This window comes from Micromonospora sp. U56 (genome assembly GCF_018070095.1).
In the GTDB taxonomy this organism is placed as follows: Bacteria; Actinomycetota; Actinomycetes; order Mycobacteriales; family Micromonosporaceae; genus Micromonospora; species Micromonospora purpureochromogenes.
The window spans coordinates 1-15,221 of sequence record NZ_JAGPYL010000142.1; the positions used below are offsets into that span (position 1 = coordinate 1).

The 15,221-nt window shown below is 67.4% G+C and carries 11 protein-coding genes and 4 pseudogenes; 9 read left to right on the forward strand and 6 right to left on the reverse strand.

The genetic code is table 11. The features are described 5' to 3' along the window. A partial coding sequence (locus KBX37_RS29865) for a hypothetical protein (RefSeq protein ID WP_247659267.1) occupies positions 1-368 on the forward strand: 368 nt, incomplete at its 5' end. A gap of 424 nt (positions 369-792) precedes the next feature. Here KBX37_RS29865 and KBX37_RS29870 read toward each other — a convergent pair. The 3 genes and pseudogenes from KBX37_RS29870 to KBX37_RS29880 form a co-directional block, all read right to left on the reverse strand. After that, positions 793-1,047, reverse strand: coding sequence for a hypothetical protein (locus tag KBX37_RS29870; RefSeq protein ID WP_210779219.1), 255 nt, complete (start codon positions 1,045-1,047; stop codon positions 793-795). Between the two features lie 396 nt (positions 1,048-1,443). Beyond that, positions 1,444-2,263, reverse strand: a pseudogene (locus tag KBX37_RS29875) (acetamidase/formamidase family protein); the annotation flags it as partial. Further along, positions 2,260-3,665 (reverse strand): annotated as a pseudogene (locus KBX37_RS29880) (APC family permease). The pseudogenes KBX37_RS29875 and KBX37_RS29880, both read right to left, overlap by 4 nt. A gap of 1,006 nt (positions 3,666-4,671) precedes the next feature. Here KBX37_RS29880 and KBX37_RS35730 point away from each other — a divergent pair. Continuing rightward, positions 4,672-5,857 (forward strand): annotated as a pseudogene (locus KBX37_RS35730) (alpha/beta hydrolase family protein). Here KBX37_RS35730 and KBX37_RS29890 read toward each other — a convergent pair. Further along, positions 5,830-7,215: a helix-turn-helix transcriptional regulator gene (locus tag KBX37_RS29890; RefSeq protein ID WP_210779220.1), complete on the reverse strand. Its 1,386-nt coding sequence runs from the start codon at positions 7,213-7,215 to the stop codon at positions 5,830-5,832. The pseudogene KBX37_RS35730 and the gene KBX37_RS29890 overlap by 28 nt on opposite strands. Before the next feature lie 303 nt (positions 7,216-7,518). Between KBX37_RS29890 and KBX37_RS29895 the strand changes: the two genes are divergently transcribed. From KBX37_RS29895 to KBX37_RS29920, 7 genes and pseudogenes are all read left to right on the forward strand, one after another. Further along, entirely contained in the window at positions 7,519-8,190 is a 672-nt protein-coding gene (locus KBX37_RS29895) for an SDR family oxidoreductase (RefSeq protein ID WP_307849264.1), read from the forward strand. Next, positions 8,187-8,987: a class I SAM-dependent methyltransferase gene (locus KBX37_RS29900; protein WP_210779222.1), complete on the forward strand. Its 801-nt coding sequence runs from the start codon at positions 8,187-8,189 to the stop codon at positions 8,985-8,987. Before KBX37_RS29895 ends, KBX37_RS29900 begins: the two co-directional genes overlap by 4 nt. Further along, on the forward strand, positions 8,987-9,592 hold the full coding sequence (locus tag KBX37_RS35005) for a hypothetical protein (protein WP_247659268.1): 606 nt from the start codon (positions 8,987-8,989) through the stop codon (positions 9,590-9,592). Before KBX37_RS29900 ends, KBX37_RS35005 begins: the two co-directional genes overlap by 1 nt. An 89-nt stretch (positions 9,593-9,681) precedes the next feature. Beyond that, positions 9,682-9,909: a hypothetical protein gene (locus KBX37_RS35010; RefSeq protein WP_247659269.1), complete on the forward strand. Its 228-nt coding sequence runs from the start codon at positions 9,682-9,684 to the stop codon at positions 9,907-9,909. Then, positions 9,909-10,472, forward strand: coding sequence for a hypothetical protein (locus KBX37_RS29910; RefSeq protein WP_247659270.1), 564 nt, complete (start codon positions 9,909-9,911; stop codon positions 10,470-10,472). Before KBX37_RS35010 ends, KBX37_RS29910 begins: the two co-directional genes overlap by 1 nt. Next, positions 10,469-11,662 (forward strand): NUDIX domain-containing protein, encoded by a 1,194-nt coding sequence (locus KBX37_RS29915; protein ID WP_210779223.1) that lies wholly within the window; start codon positions 10,469-10,471, stop codon positions 11,660-11,662. Before KBX37_RS29910 ends, KBX37_RS29915 begins: the two co-directional genes overlap by 4 nt. A gap of 801 nt (positions 11,663-12,463) precedes the next feature. Continuing rightward, positions 12,464-13,695 (forward strand): annotated as a pseudogene (locus KBX37_RS29920) (IS110 family transposase). 207 nt (positions 13,696-13,902) lie between these two features. Here the strand turns inward: KBX37_RS29920 and KBX37_RS29925 are convergent. Continuing rightward, positions 13,903-14,628: a hypothetical protein gene (locus KBX37_RS29925; protein ID WP_210779224.1), complete on the reverse strand. Its 726-nt coding sequence runs from the start codon at positions 14,626-14,628 to the stop codon at positions 13,903-13,905. A gap of 100 nt (positions 14,629-14,728) precedes the next feature. After that, positions 14,729-15,221 (reverse strand): hypothetical protein (locus KBX37_RS29930; protein WP_210779225.1); only part of this gene is annotated, 493 nt, incomplete at its 5' end.

Below are 15,221 nucleotides of genomic sequence, written 5' to 3' on the forward strand. Positions count from 1 at the left end.
GCCCAAACCAGCCCGCCCCCGCCCTGAAGAACCTGCCGATCCGGCTCATCCTCGACACCTCCGCAATCCTCGCGTTCAGCGAGGGCTCGACCGCCGTGGGCGAGGCGATCGCCAAGGTCGCCGACGAGGGATGCGTCTTCGGGCTACCCGTGATGTGCCTGGCCGAGGCAGCCCGATCAGTCACCGACACCGACCGGCTCGACCTCCTGGTCAACCACCCGGCCGCGGCGGTGCTGACCGTTGACCCACTCCAGTGGAAAACCCTCGCCGCCACCCACCGCGCGGTCGGCCGGCTCGACACCGCAGGCGCACTGCTCGCGGCAGCGGGCAACGACTGCAGGGTTCTGACCAATCAGTCCGGGCAGTAGCGGAACCGATCCAAGCAGGCGAACCATCAGCTCGACGAACGGAGGGGCTGTCTATTCGCCTTGCATCGGCTGCTGCCATATGCGTCCAGCGCGCTGTTGACTGGGCCAGGGTTGGCTATCGAGCCAGGACGACCACGATCGTGGCGAGGCTTCCGATCACCAGGGCGGTGGCGCCCAACACGACGTACGGAAGCCAGTTGTGCAGGCCGCTGCGGTATGTGCTGCTGGGGACGGGTTGGCTGGCTCCACCAGGCAGGCTCCGGCCGGCTGTTGTTGACCGGCCAGCGGGACGGCGGGGTGCGGGTGGTCGATTCGACGATCACGGGGCCTCCGGCACTCCTGCAGCTGCCCTCAACGCGGTAGCCACAGACCGCCGAGGGCTGGGTGGTGAGTTGAGGCGGAACTGAGAGCGGCCGTCCGGCTGCTACTGAGGTTCTACCCGCAGGCAGTTCTTCGGGAGGTCGTCGCCGGCCACTCGAAAGTCTTCACAGGTGAGTAAGCGATCGTTGAACCGGCCGGCAACGTAGCCAAGGACGGCCACCGCGGCGACCACAGTTACCACTGCGATCCGGGCTCGCTGGTCGGGCAGGGTGAAGTAGTCGGGCGCGAGTATCCGCGCGACGACCCAGAGGACGATCGGCGACACAGCGGCAGTGGCGACGAGCAGGACACGATCCACGGCCAGCGCAAGAGCACCTGTATCACCGGGTGGGAAGACGAGCCGCTCCAGAGTGAGCAGGAGCGGAGGGGCGAACAGGGCCAGCAGCCAGGGATGGATCTGCATCCGAGGACGCATGATCAGCCCGCCCAGCAGCACGACCAGTGACAGGACGAAGAGCCGTTGCCGGTTCACGTAGAAGAGCGTGTGGTACGCGCCGAAGGTGAAAGCGAGGTTCCATGCGAACAGGGATGCGCCGATGGTGATGGCGAAGAAGCCGCCCAGCCTTCCTCTGCTCGGCCCTGTCCGGTCGAACCCCTTCAACAGGTCGTCTTCCGCCAGCCGACGTCGCTTCGACTCTGCCACGTCGCTTGCTTCCCGCAGTGAGCTGATCAAAACGGGCGACTGACAAGCATCGCCCCCAGCCGACCAGGTCGTGGTGGGCGATCCGGTAGGCGTCCTCCAGGGGGCGGGCGCAGCCGATCGACATGATGGACGTATCGGTCTCCAGGCGGGGCCAAGCCGTCGGGGCGCCCTTGATGACCTCGATGATCAGGGTGGTGGTTGTGGCGATCTCCACCCCGACACCGCAGGCTTCGCCTTCGCCTTGGCGGGCGTGCCCGTCGCCGAGGGCCAGCATCGCGCCGTGCACGTTCACCCCGAGGTAGAGGGTGGTCCCGGCACGCAGCTCCGGGGTGTCCAGGTTCCCGCCATGCATGTCGGGGACGATCGTGGCGCGGGCCTCGAACCCGCCGGGGGCGACGCCGATGGTGCCGATCATGGGGTCCAGGGGCAGGTCGACGGAGTGGTCGCTGCCCGTGGCGTGGAAGCGGATCGTGCCGGCTTGCCGGTCGATGTTGTACACCCACACCCGCTCTTCCAGGGGCGGCTGCAGGGTAGCGGTTCGGGAGGTGGAGGTCAGCGCACCGAAGTGCGGAAACGTCGAGGACACTCCCCAGTCGCGGGCCGGTGCGATGGCGGCGAGGTGGATGGCGAGGGTATCGCCGGGCTCGGCGTCCTCGACGAAGAACGGCCCGGACACCGGATTCAGGTACGGCATCCGGCACACCTGCGACGGCAGGTCCGCCGGCCCTCGAACGAGACCGCCGAAGCAGTCCTCGGTGAAGACCTGCAGCACGTCGCCGGAGCGGACGTGGGCCACCGGCATCCGGCCACCGAAGGTGTAGGCCAACTCGTCGCGGGCGGGACGGAAGGTGATCGTGTCCATGGCGGTCACACCCGCTCCACGTCACGCGCCGGCACCTGAGCGGGGGCGAAGCCGGACAGCACCGGCCTTCGTCCGGTCAGATACAGGCCGGCGAGAACAACGACCCCGAGGGCGAGCCACGCCAGGCCGAGGCGCTGCGCGGCGATATTGGCGTTCACCACGACGTAGGCGAGGATCGTGAACCCGATGCCGGGCATGACCAGGTGCGCCCACCAGTTGCCGCTGCTCCGGTGGAGGAGGTGGTGCACGACCACGGAGACGTGCAGGACCAGGAACGCGACCATCGCCCCGAAGTTGATCAGTGACGACAGCAGGGTGATCCCGTCCGCGCGGGTGGCCATGTACAGGCCCAGCGCGAGGGACACGGCGCCGGTGAGCAGGGTGGCGTTGATCGGCACGTTGCGGCGGATGGACACCTTCGCCAAGAAGGCAGGCAACTGCCGGTCGCGGCCATCGCGTACAGCAGCCGAGACGTGGCAACCTGCGCGACCATCGAATTGGGCAGGCCCCACGCGATGGCCGTCGCCACCGTGCACAGGGTCGCCAGCCAGCCCCCGCCGGCCACGGCGGCGGCGTCGTAGAACGCGGTCCCGTTCGGATCCCCCTGCGCGACGAGGGTGCCGGGTTCGGGGACGAGCATCGCGGCCAGCCACGTCTGGGCGATGAACAACACCCCGGCCAGGACGAGGACGGCGGCCATCGCCCGACCGATCTGCCGCGAGCCGCCCTTGGTCTCCTCGGCCAGCATGGAGATGCCGTCGAAGCCCAGGAACGACAGCACCGCGATCGACACCGCACCCGCCACCAGGGACCAGGTGAACATATCGGCGTTGTAGAAGGCGTCCCAACTGAACCGGCCCTTGCCCGAGGCGAGGGCCCAGCCGGCGACGATCAGGAAGACCGCCAGCACGATCAACTCGCCGACGAGCATCATCCGGGTGACCATCGCAGTCATCCGGATGCCGACCGAGTTGACGACCGTGTTGACCGCGACGAATCCGAGCAGCCACAGCCACACCGGCACCGCCGGCACCGTGGCGTGCATCGCCACCGACGCCACCAGATACAACAGCCCCGGCACAAGCACGTAGTCCAGCAGGATCACCCAGCCGGCCAAGAAACCCACCGGCGGGCTGATGCCCCGGCCCGCGTAGTTGTAGACGCTTCCCGACATGGGGAACGCCTTGACCATCTGCGCGTACGAAAACGCGGTGAACACCAACGCCACGACACCGACCGCGTACGCCAGGGCCACCATCCCGCCGGAGCCGGCGTACACGCTGCCGAAGATCGCCATCGGCGCGATCGGCACCATGTACACCAGCCCATACGCGACCAGGTCCCGGAACCGCAGCCTCCGGGCCAACTCCTGGCGATAGCCGTAGCGCGCCAATTCCTCCTGTAGTTGCATCGGACCCTTCCATTGAGGTCGTTATCGGGGGACAGAACATTCATTGCTGCGCCGCCCGTGAATGGCCTTTCCGCTCCGAATGGTGGCTCGATCCGAATGGCTTGGTCGATACCGAAGATGCGGACAAGAACTGTCGTCCGCATCGACGTCGCCTCCGCGAGAACGAACGGGCCGGCGGGCAGTTTGCGAGGGGACATCCAGCGGCAGGGACAAGGCGCTCGGGCGTAGAGTCGCCACGTCTGAGCACTCGCGCCGGCCCGGAGGACCGAGACTTCGCTGGCCTTGCCGGTGCCCCGGCGACTGGTTGACGAGCCCGCCGTCGTCCGGTCGCGTGGAAGCTGTTCGAGGAGGACCCGTGAGGCTGGCGGCGGACAGAAACGCTGAAGTTTCGGTGGACGACGCCGTCCGCGCCTCGGTGAGCTATGACCAACTGCGTACCGGTGATGACGGCCTGTACTGGCTGGAGACCCGCCCCGACGCCGGCGGGGGCACGACGGTGACGCGTTGGCGGCCCGGTGAGGGCAAGCGTGATGTCAGTCCGAAGGGCTTCGATATCGCCAGCGGCGTTCACGCGTACGGAGGCGGATCGTTCGCTGCCATTGAGGGGACGTTGTGGTGCGTCGGCGGAGATGGCCTCTACCGGAGTCGTCGTCACAGCGAGGAACTCGATCTGGTCAGCCGCGGATCCTTCGGAGACCTGACGATCGGCGACGGCGAGTTGCTGGCTGTGCGGGAGTCGGAGCAGGGTGACGAACTCGTCGCGGTGTCGCTCACCGGTGCTCCGCAGATGCGGACTCTCGCCTCGTCCCCGGGGTTCCTCGGCGCGCCTCGGCCAGGTCCGGAGTCATTGGCCTGGACCGCGTGGAGCGAGCGCGACATGCCCTGGGATGCGTGTGAGGTGTGGGTGGCCTCCTACTTCCGGCGTGGTCAGGTCGAGGGCCCAGTGAAGCTGGCCGGTGGTCCGGATGAGTCTGCGGTGGAGCCGCGGTGGGGACCCGACGGGGCGTTGTACTTCGTGTCGGACCGCAGTGGCTGGTGGAACCTTTACCGGTGGGACGGCCTCGAGGTGGAGGCGGTGGCGCCGATCGCGGGTGAGTGCGCCGCGGAGCCATGGGAGTTGGGTTACGCGTCGTACGGCTTCCTCGACGACGGTCGGATCGTCGTGGCGGTGCAGGAAGGGCCGCGACACCGCCTTGTCGTCATCGATCCCAACGGCGCTGTCCGCCCGGTCGACCTCCCGTACACGTCGATCAAGCCGTACCTGGCGATTCAAGGGACGACGGCGGCGTTGATCGGATCGTCACCGACCGCAGCCCCGCAGGTAGCGCTTGTGCACCTAGCTGGCGCCGATCCCAGGGTGGAGGTGCTTGCCAGATCGGAGCACGCCGCACTCGACGTGGCGCGGGTATCGACGCCGACGGAGCTGCGCGTTCGAGTGGCGAGTGGTCGGGAGGTGCTTGCCCTGGTGTATCCGCCGACGGGCTCGGCTGCGGAATGGCGGGCACCGGTGATCGTTCGGGCGCATCCTGGGCCTACCGCCTCCTGCCTGCTGCGCCTGGACTGGCAGGCGCAGTTCTTCACCAGTCGCGGGTTCGCCGTCGTTGATGTCGACTACCTGGGTAGCACTGGGTACGGCCGGGCGTTCCGGGAATCGCTGTACGGCCGGTGGGGTCTGGACGACGTCGATGACTGCGCGGCGGTGGCGGTTCACCTGCTATCGACGGGGCGGGCGGTGCCGGGGCAGGTGTTCATCCGTGGTGCCAGCGCCGGCGGATACACCGCGTTGCACGCGGTGGCGCAGGACGGCCCGTTCGCCGCTGCCACCGGCGTGTCGGCGATCGTGGATCCTGACCGGTGGGCGGAGACGGTGCCGCGGTTCCAGCGGGCGCACGCGATGCGGCTGCGAGGTGCTGCCGGCCGGGTCCGTGCCGCCGCTGTCCAGCGGCCGGTGCTGCTCATTCACGGCACCGCCGACGAGGTGGCCGTGGTAGGCGATGTACGCGAACTCGCCGACGAGTTGACGTCTCTCGGCATGGCGCCGGAGGTGTTGCTCCTTCCTGATGTCGGCCACTACGTGGCGTCGTCCCGTCGAGCGGGTGCGGCGCTGAAGGCGGAGCTGGCTCACTACCGCTCGGTGATGGCGGGTGAGCAACGGTTACGGGGGTTACACGGCCGCCAGCGGTAGTCGGTGACGTACGTACTCGCCGAACTCGCGGACCTCCGGTTCGCACCGGTAGGGCTCAAGGTCGGCCTGTACCTCGACGATGCGCTGCAAGCAGCGGTGTGAGGTGGTTCGTGCGGCGTAGTCAACTGCCTCACGTGCGGTGGCGCAGGCTTCGTCAATGCGGCCGGCAGCGGCCAGCGACGAGGCCAGGAGCGCGGTGTCGATGGCGAGTCGCCGGACATGGGTGGGGCTCAGCGCGGTGAGGGCGTCGCCCAGGTGCCGCTGGGTTTGCAGCGGTCGGCCCAGGTCGTGGAAGCAGTGGGCGATCTCGTCGGCGAGGTACGCCGCGTCGAAGTACCGGATCCACGCCGGCTCGTCCTCGGGCTTGCTACGGGCCAGTTGCCTCTCCGCGATGGTGAGGTGGGTCAGGCAGTCGCCTTCGCGTCCAAGCCGGGCGTGCGTGCGCGCCACCACCGCGTGCAGCGCGGCTGCCACAGCGGGCGTCGCCTGGGTCTCGCTTCCTCTCACCGCCGTCAGCGCCATCCTGCGTGCCGGCTCGGGGTGCCCGCAGTGCAGCGCGAGGTGGCCGATGTTCACGGCGAGCAGGTAGCTGCCGTACAGGCGGTCGTCGGCAGTTTCCGTCAGACGCAGAGCGCGAAGGTAGCGGCGCTGGGCTAGGCCATGGGCGCCGGTGTCGACCGCCTGGTACCCGCAGAGCTCGAAGAATCCCGCCGCCAGCGTGTAGAGGTGCCGGCCGACAGCCTCGGAGATGGGGGTGTTCCCCAGCAGCCGGTTCAGTTCGCCTTCGACATACCGCTGCACCTGGGCGTGGACTCGTCCGGCGCCGTGGGTGTGGTCCAACTGCCGGAACATCGCCAGTGCGGTCTCCGCCGAGTGAAGATCTTCATCGTCAACCTGGTCAGGCGAGCCGGGTCGTCTGGCCACGGGCAGCCGGGGTCCCGCCGGAGCGTTCAGCCAGTCCAGGGCGGCGCGATCGAGGACACCAGGTTGGAACGGGACCCGAGCGACCATCTCGGCCAGCCCCGACGTTTCTGCCGGACGACCGGACAGCACGCTCCTGAGGCCGCCGCCACCGGCTGGTGAGGCGGTCGGCTTGCCCTCGTTGGTCCGGTTCTTGTCGAGCAGCGGTAGCAGGCGCATCAGGGAGCCGCCGGTCGCCAGCGCCTTGTCGCAGGCCTCGACGAACTCTCGAGAGGGGAACCGGTCGGCCGTCTCCACACGACGCACGAGATCGGCACTGAAACGGATCATGGTGCCCAGCCGCGCCTGCGAGAGATTGGCGCGTTCGCGGAGCCTACGCAGTTCGGCGCCGAAGAAGTGGCGCTCGGACAGGGATGGCTGGAGCGCCCGGGGGGTCTGGCCCATGGCACCGCCTTTCGGGCTGCTCGCAGCCTTATGGGGTTGAGCAGCGTGGATATCGCGCACATAGGGTCACTCAGTGTGCAGCGCGACGCAACCAGGAAAGCCGGGAACAGCGCTGCACGGCCGCCGGCCAAAAGGCGCGCCGCATGCGGACAACCACTTCGTCCGCATGCTCGGCATTCACGACAGCCACTCTGAGGGCGAGTGTGAAGAGAACGGGACGCGACCACTCGTCAGATCCGCCCTGGCTTTTCACGACCCTGGAAGGTGCCAGTGGAGTACGAAGCAGTTCCATCCGCCCTGATCGTGACGGGTGCCGGGCGGGGTATCGGGCTCGCCACCGTTCGGGCAACCATGAGCAGGGGCCTCCCTGTATACGGGTTGGATATTCATGTGCCCGCAGACGTTCCACGCGGAGACCAGGGCCCTTCCTGGCACGACGTCGACGTCGCGGACGAGCAGCAGGTGCGGTCGTTCTTCGCCGATCACGTCAAGCCGGGATCGGTCGGTGGACTGGTGAACTGCGCGGGAGCGGTAGAGCGCACCTCGATCATCGACGCGGACGTCGCGGAGTGGCAGCGGATGCTCGCGGTCAATCTGAGCTCCGCCTTCCTGGTGATCCGTGAGTTCGTCGCGTACGCCGCCGCCCCTGCCGCCATCGTCAACGTCGGTTCCGTCAACGCCCACTTCGGGCACCCGGAGCGACTCGGGTACGCGGTCGCCAAAGGCGGCGTGGAGGCGCTCACCCGGGTGACCGCCAGGCAGCTGGCCGATCGAGGTATCCGCGTCAACACGGTCGTGCCGGGCGCGATCGCCACTCAGATGACCCCCGACAAGGCCGCCGGTCACCGCTGCCTTCTCAGGCGCTGCGGCGACCCGGAAGAGGTGGCGGACGCGATCACCTTCCTGCTGTCGCCGAGGGCGTCGTACATCACCGGCAGCACGCTGCACGTCGACGGAGGACTGGGACTGCGATGACAACTACCCACGGCGGTATCACCGAGATCGACTACGCGACAATGATCCGCGCGCTGAACCAGGTCCACTACGCGGGTGAGACCTCGTTCTACGACACCGCACCGCTGCGCCCCTGCGAGGAGGCGCTCTACCACCGGCTCGACGCGGGGGCGCGGATCCTCGATGTGGGGTGCGGTGCCGGTCGCGTCACCCGGGCGATAACCGCGCTGGGCGGCAACATCGTCGGCGTCGACATCAACGAGGCGGCCCTGGCCGCAGCCCGCGCCGCGTGCCCGAACGGGACCTTCGTGCACGGCAGCATGAACGCCCTGCCGCTACCGGCAGACAGCTTCGACCAGGTGTGGTGCCTCCGCTTCTCCTTCAACGCGCTGGCCACCGAGGCCGAGCGGGTGGAAACCCTGCACGAGATGTGGCGAGTGTGCGCCCCGGGAGGCACCGTCCTGGTGGAGACATTCAACTGGCACTATGCCGGCCGGTTCGGGCTTGTCCGTATCGCCAACCTGCTGGACCTGGCCGCCCGCGCCGCGCGATGGCGGGGGCAGCGTCGCACCGGCTCACGGCCACTGCCCGCGCGCGACATCATCTACCTCGCCAACAAGGCCAGCGGAGCGGCGCCCGGCTACGCCCACCTCACCACCGCCCACGAGCTGTACCTCCTCGCGGCAGCGTGCGGCATCCGGCAGTACGCGACCGTGACATCGGAGGAGGGTGTCGTGTCGACCCCCGCGCCCCGGGTGCGCGGCAGACACCGTCGGTACTCGATGTGGCTCGTCCTCCGTAAGCCGGGGGAGCGGTGATGAATCTGCTGAAAGTCGGCAACCGCGCGCTGGAGATACGGATCGCTGAGTCGGCACCACACTGCCTGCGGCGCTTCGTCGCCCGACTCGCTGGCACGGAGCTGCCGACAATTCCGACCGGGCAGGTCATGCAGGTACGTGGTGGGCACCAGACCCGGCTGACCGTCGACGTCGGCAGAGGTGAGGTCCTACTGGAACTGGCTGCGGACCTAGCTGGCGATCCTGCCACGCTGGAGATCGGGGTACTCCAGGCCGCGGCACGATCCATGGCTGTCATGGGGGACGGAGAACTGGCGCTCCTGCACGGGAGTGCGGTGACCGCAGACGGCGGACGGTCCGCCATAGCGGTGCTGGACGGCGGACGTGGGCAGGGCAAGACGTCCCTCGCGCTGGGCGTCGCCGCTCGCGGAGGCAGCCTGCTGGTCGACGAGTTCGCCTTCACCGTCTTCCCCGGCGGCCAGCCCTGCGTCGTACCCATGCCCACCCTGCCCTGGCACGTACGCGCCGACATGGCGCCGCTGCTGGTGCCCACGCCACCGAACGGCTCCTCTACCCGGTGGATCTTCCCGCCCCAACCACGGACGGACACCGCCCGCTGCCACTGAACCTCATCGTCATTCCGGATCACGGCCTTGCCCCCGGCGAGCTGGGTCAGGCGCCAACTCTCGCAGCCCGAGATCTGCTGCACGCCGCGGTGAACGACCACGAGGCGAAGCTACGCGACCCGACTCTGGACCACGTCTCGATCTTCTCCTCGGCCGACGAGGTCACCATCAGCAGAAGTCTTCCCGCATTCAACTCAGGGGAGAAAGCACTCGACGCACTGGCCGCTGTACCGGTCATCCGCGTCGGCATCGGCAACCCAGATGATCTTCCCACCAGCGTTACTGCGGTGATCCGTCGGATAGGAGGACCATCGTGATGCGGCAGCCAGCCGCACCTCCGATGCTTCTCCTCGCCGGCACCAGCGAGGCCGGAAAGTCGAGCGCAGGCGAGTACCTGGCCGCCCTCGGCGCGCACCGCGTCAAGATCAGGACGGTCCTCGTGCGACTTACCTCAGGACGACAGGCCTACCACGAGGGGATGGAAACCCGGGAAGACTTCAGGTACGACGAGTTCGTCTGGAAACTCCTCGAACTGCCCGACCACGACGAGACGCCCTTGGCAGTCGAGAGCTTCATCGATGCCGCTTTGGCTGCGACTGTGAAGCGAAGTTGGCCAGCTCCATGCTCGATCATCTTCATCACCGCACCAGAACTCGTCCGCGTTAGGCGCTTGGCGCAGGCCCGGCGGCTGACCGCCGACGAGGCTCGACGCATCATCCAACGCAAAGACGAGCGGAAACGCGTCCGCGAACAGATCCCGGCCTGGCGCGCCATTACCGATCATTGGATCGACAACACCGCCGACATCGTCAACTTCAGGGCTCGTCTGCGCGACGCGTTCCAGACCATCCGGACAACCTCGGGAGGCATCCAGCCATGACTCGTCGATACGCCTCCGCCGGTGCCGTCGTCGCGACCGACGACCTCAGCTCCCCTCACATCCTGCTCCTCGATCAGATCCGCAAGACCGGTGAACGACAGATTGTCGCCCCCAAGGGTCGACTGGAGCCGGGTGAGGCGCCATTTGAAGCAGCCAAGAGAGAGGTGGCCGAGGAGGCCGGCCTCACCGACACGCACTACAGCGCGTACCTCGGGCAAGAGGCCTACATGTTCACCGACAACGACGGCACACCAGCGGCGAAGACCGTCGACTGGTTCCTGTTCACGACGGGGACCACCGCCACGACGCCGGCCCGAGACGAAGGCTTCGTCCAGGCTCACTGGCTCGAGGCTCCCGCCGCCCGGCAGGCCGCCAGCCATCCCCAGTTCCAGCAGATGCTGGATCGCGCCCTTGCCGTCATCACCTGGCGTGCCGCTCATCCTCTGCCGTTCAGCCGGACACTCAGCCGCCTGGTCAACCAGGTGGCGGCAGAGGGTCAGGCTGCCATCGCCGGACACCCGGATGCCGGAGTCGGGCTGTGCGGGTCCGCCGCACGGGGGGACTTCATCGAGGGCTGGAGCGACGTCGACTTCATCGCATGGAACCTGCCCCCCACGTCGGTCGCCGCCATGACGCTCCACGAGATCGTGGGCGAGGCAGCCCAACGCCACGGTCCTCGAGCGTCACTGCACCTCGCCGACAACCACGGGGGCGACGCCCGTCGCCTCGGTCCGCTGTACGACATGAAGATGCGGGCGGTGCTGCGCCGCGTAGGGCTCGACACCGCCATGATCGCAGGTGCCGCCCCTACCCCAACCACCTCTCCAGAACTGACCGACCTCGCTGGTGACCTTGCCGTACTGCACGAGTTCGCCGTCACCCGTCTGGCCACGAGCCACCGCACAGGATCGGAACGCGAGGACACCGCACGCCGGGTGTTGTCCGTCCTGTCGAGCGCGGGTCGGCTGCTCGTCACACGCCGAGCGCCAGAAGTAGGCCTGCGGCTTCCCGATGTGGTCGAAGCGCTACGCGACCGGCCCGACAGCGAACTCAGACTGCTCCTCCGGGACTACGACGCCTACCGCCGCGCAGGCGCAAGCGACATAGAGCAGGCCAAGCGACTCGCCGTCCGCGTGCCGGGTGCGCTCGTGGCCACGAAACGCGTGATCGAACAGTCGGCATCCCGATGATCATTTTCGTTGACGGGATCGATGGCAGCGGGAAGACCACCCTCATCAGACACCTTGCCGCTGCCCTCAACCGCAGTGGCACCGAAGCAGCCGCTTTCGGGTCACTGTGGCGTTACCTCCCCACGATCGCCGCCCCGGAACAATTCGCCTCTTGGATCGTCAGCACCACAGGTATGGAAGTCGCCGAGCCGCTCATCGGGGCAATGATCGATCGTCTCGACGACCTCCGCGGCCTGAGCGTCGGCCAAAACTGTGTGCACCTGGTTGATCGGGGACCGACAACCGTCTACGCATCTGCCCGCGCCCACGCCAGCGAACGACGGGCGGCACTCGAACCCCTACGGAAACGTCTGGCCGTCTCGGTCCGAGCACTCAACCAGGTCCATGGCAGTCGAACTCGGGGAAGGCGAGGAAGCCCTCAAAGTCGCCCTGCCGCGCCTCACGTCGTCTCAAACCGTGACGCCCCGATACCTGAGGTATTTACGATCTTTCGCCACAGAAATGCATACCGGCGGCGACTGGCCGGGACTGCCAACACAACGACTAGACGTTTCCGGTCCGATCGAACTCAACTGTGCAGCAGTCATCGAGTCCCTCCGCCTTCCATCGGCCAGCAACGACGATCCGGCTTCTCCCTCCGTGACTCCTCGACTGGCTTGGGAAGCGCCTCGGCAACCCAAGCGGGACGATGCTGATCATCGGCAAGGTCTACGTGTGAGTCCATGGCACACCCGCTCGCGCTGACGCCGCGGCTCATTGAGGAGCGCGACGACCTGATGGTGTGCCGGCCGCCATCACGACGTGGCGCTGGTCGACGCCATCGGCAGGCGCTGGCCAAGCTACGCATCAGCGATGACGCCGCCGGATTCGCCAAGTCGCTGGATGTGCTCGCCGCGCACGGGGACAGCGCCGAGAGCCCGATCCCGGTGGCGATCGAGACGTCGCGCGGGTTGCTGGTGGCGTGCTTGCGGGCGACCGGGCGGCCGGTTTACGCGATCAATCCGCTGGCGGCGTCCCGCTACCGGGATCGGCACTCGGTCGCGCGCAAGAAGTCCGATGCCGGGGACGCGTTGGTGCTGGCCAACATTCTGCGCACCGACGCCCTGGCCCATCGGCTGTTACCGGCCGACACCGAGCTGGTCCAGGCCATCCGGGTGCTGGCCCGCGCGCAGCAGGACTTCGTCTGGGACCGCACCACCCTGCTGCTGCGGCTGCGCAGCCTGCTGCGGGAGTACTACCCGGCGATGTTGGCCGCGGCCGCTGGCTTCGAAGACGGGCTCGCCTCGCCGATGGCCCGCACGCTGCTGCGCGCCGCGCTCGACCCGGCCACCGCCGCTGCGCTCACGGTTGAGCAGATCAGCGACCTGCTCGTCCAGGCCGGCCGGCGCCGATACATCACCGCGACCGCGACCCGGCTGCACGCCATCTTCCCCACCGACCACCTCCGCCAGCCACCAGCGATCGAACACGCCTTCGGCCGCCAAGCCCTCGGCCTGCTTCGCCAGCTGGACACCGCCATCAGCAACGCCGAGGACCTGGCCGCAGCCACCATCGAGGCCTTCACCCAACACCCCGACGCGCCCCTGATCACAAGCTTCCCCGGCCTCGGCCCGCTGCAGGGCGCCCGCATCCTCGGCGAGATCGGCCACGACCCCGCACGGTTCCCCACCGCCCGCGCCCTGAAGGCCTACGCCGGCGCCGCGCCAGTCACCCGCGCCTCCGGCAAGACCCGTGCCGTTTTCAACCGCAAGGCCAAGAACCAGCGCCTGGCCTCGGTCGGCTACCAGTGGGCGTTCTGCGCCCTGACCACCTCACCCGGCGCCCTGGCCCACTACCGCCGACGACGAGACCGCGGCGACTGGCACGCCGCCGCGCAACGCAACCTGTTCAACCGGATGCTCGACATCCTCCACCACTGCCTGACCACCCGCCAGCCCTACGACGAGACCAGGGCCTTCCCGACACTAGGACCAACCGCGACAACCGTGGGGCACTGCCCCACACCCCGGCCCTCCCAAGGAGCCGCCGGTTGACGTTCACCCCTGTGGGAGGTCTCAGAGACCACCAGCCAGGCTCTCCTCGGCCGGACACCCACAGGGCTGCCCGAGAACCCCGGCCAGGCCAAGGCCAACAACCCCACCCTTGACAACGACCATTGAGGCTCGTCCGGTAGGACGCTCCACCTTGGCCCCCGTACGGGAAGGCTTAACGGTCGATGACTGCCCGACGAGGAGATCCGCTTACAGCAAGCCGGATTCCGGGTAGACCATCCGCAATCGGTCGCGCGCTAGTTTGAGTTGATCCTCCTTGGCCATCTTCTCGAATGGCCCGGTCGACCTGGCCGAATACTTCAGTTGGCTGCACTCGTCTTGAAGGCGACGTACCTCAGCCTCCAAGTTCCGGATTCGCTCGCGGTCACCAAAGGTTCGGTATCTGGGTACAGAGAGGTTCTGGACTTGAGGTTCAAACATGAGCTCCGGCCGGCCATCGGACCAGACAACACGAGGGGTAGGCAGTTCTCCACCGTTCTTTCCCATGTCGTAGCCCCATGTAGCGACCTTCTTGATGAGCCGCTCCGTTGCATGCCGCCGGTCCAACTCCAGCGCATCCTGGTCGATAGCTGGGGCGCCGTCAGTCGCTCGCGGTTGCGGGACATCCGGGACGGGACCCCGCAGCTCTCCCGCCTGCTCAGTCACCAAGTCTGGCGACCTCTCCCGATCGTCTGGCTCAGCCAAGGTCTGCAAGTCTTCCTGCACTGATGCGCTCAACTCTTCCGCGCGGGCTTGGGCGAATTCCGCGCTGGCCACACCGACGTCCAAGCGCAAGAGATCCCTCAACTTCGCGTGGATTGGTTCTTTCATCCACCACATCGCCGCAAGGAGCGCCAACGGCCAGGCCAAAACCTTGAGGTAATCCAATACGAGTCCGGGTTTTCTGAGCCAGGCGATTAGCCCGATGATGATCACAACAACGGCGAGAATGCCGAGGTTTGTTCGAACAAACCTCGCTAGAACATGCCAAAAAGATTTCACCTGATTGGAACGCCTCCTATCGCGGCATGTCTGCCTACTTCTTTCTTGCGCTTGCTGCCATCGTCAAAAGAAGCCCGGCGAAGACGGAAAAGGGCACCTCAACCGCGTCCGCTACATCGGGGTGCTCCGTCTTGAGCGTTACCCACCAGTAGGCGACCAAGAAGGACATCAAGCCAATCGCAGGCCACTTGATGGCGGGCTCCAAAAGCCAAGACCGGAAATCCCGCAGGGACTCTGCCCAAACGGCCAGGAGTGTCGTTCCTTCGGTGTCGAGCTGGCGGCCGACGTCCTCGACGGCACGCTCCAAGGCGCCGAGTGCATCATCGACCACCAGCGCGGACGGGTTCTGTAGACCGGTCAGTGCCACCCGAAAGGCGGCTTTGCTGTCTAGTTTCCCGACGCCGAGGCGTAGGGCGTTCTGCTGGGTCTTGAGGAAGCTGTCCAGGGCTGGCGAGATGCCGAGGCGTAGGGCGTTCTGCTGGGTCTTGAGGAAGCTGTCCAGGGCTGGCGAGATGCCGAGGCGTAGG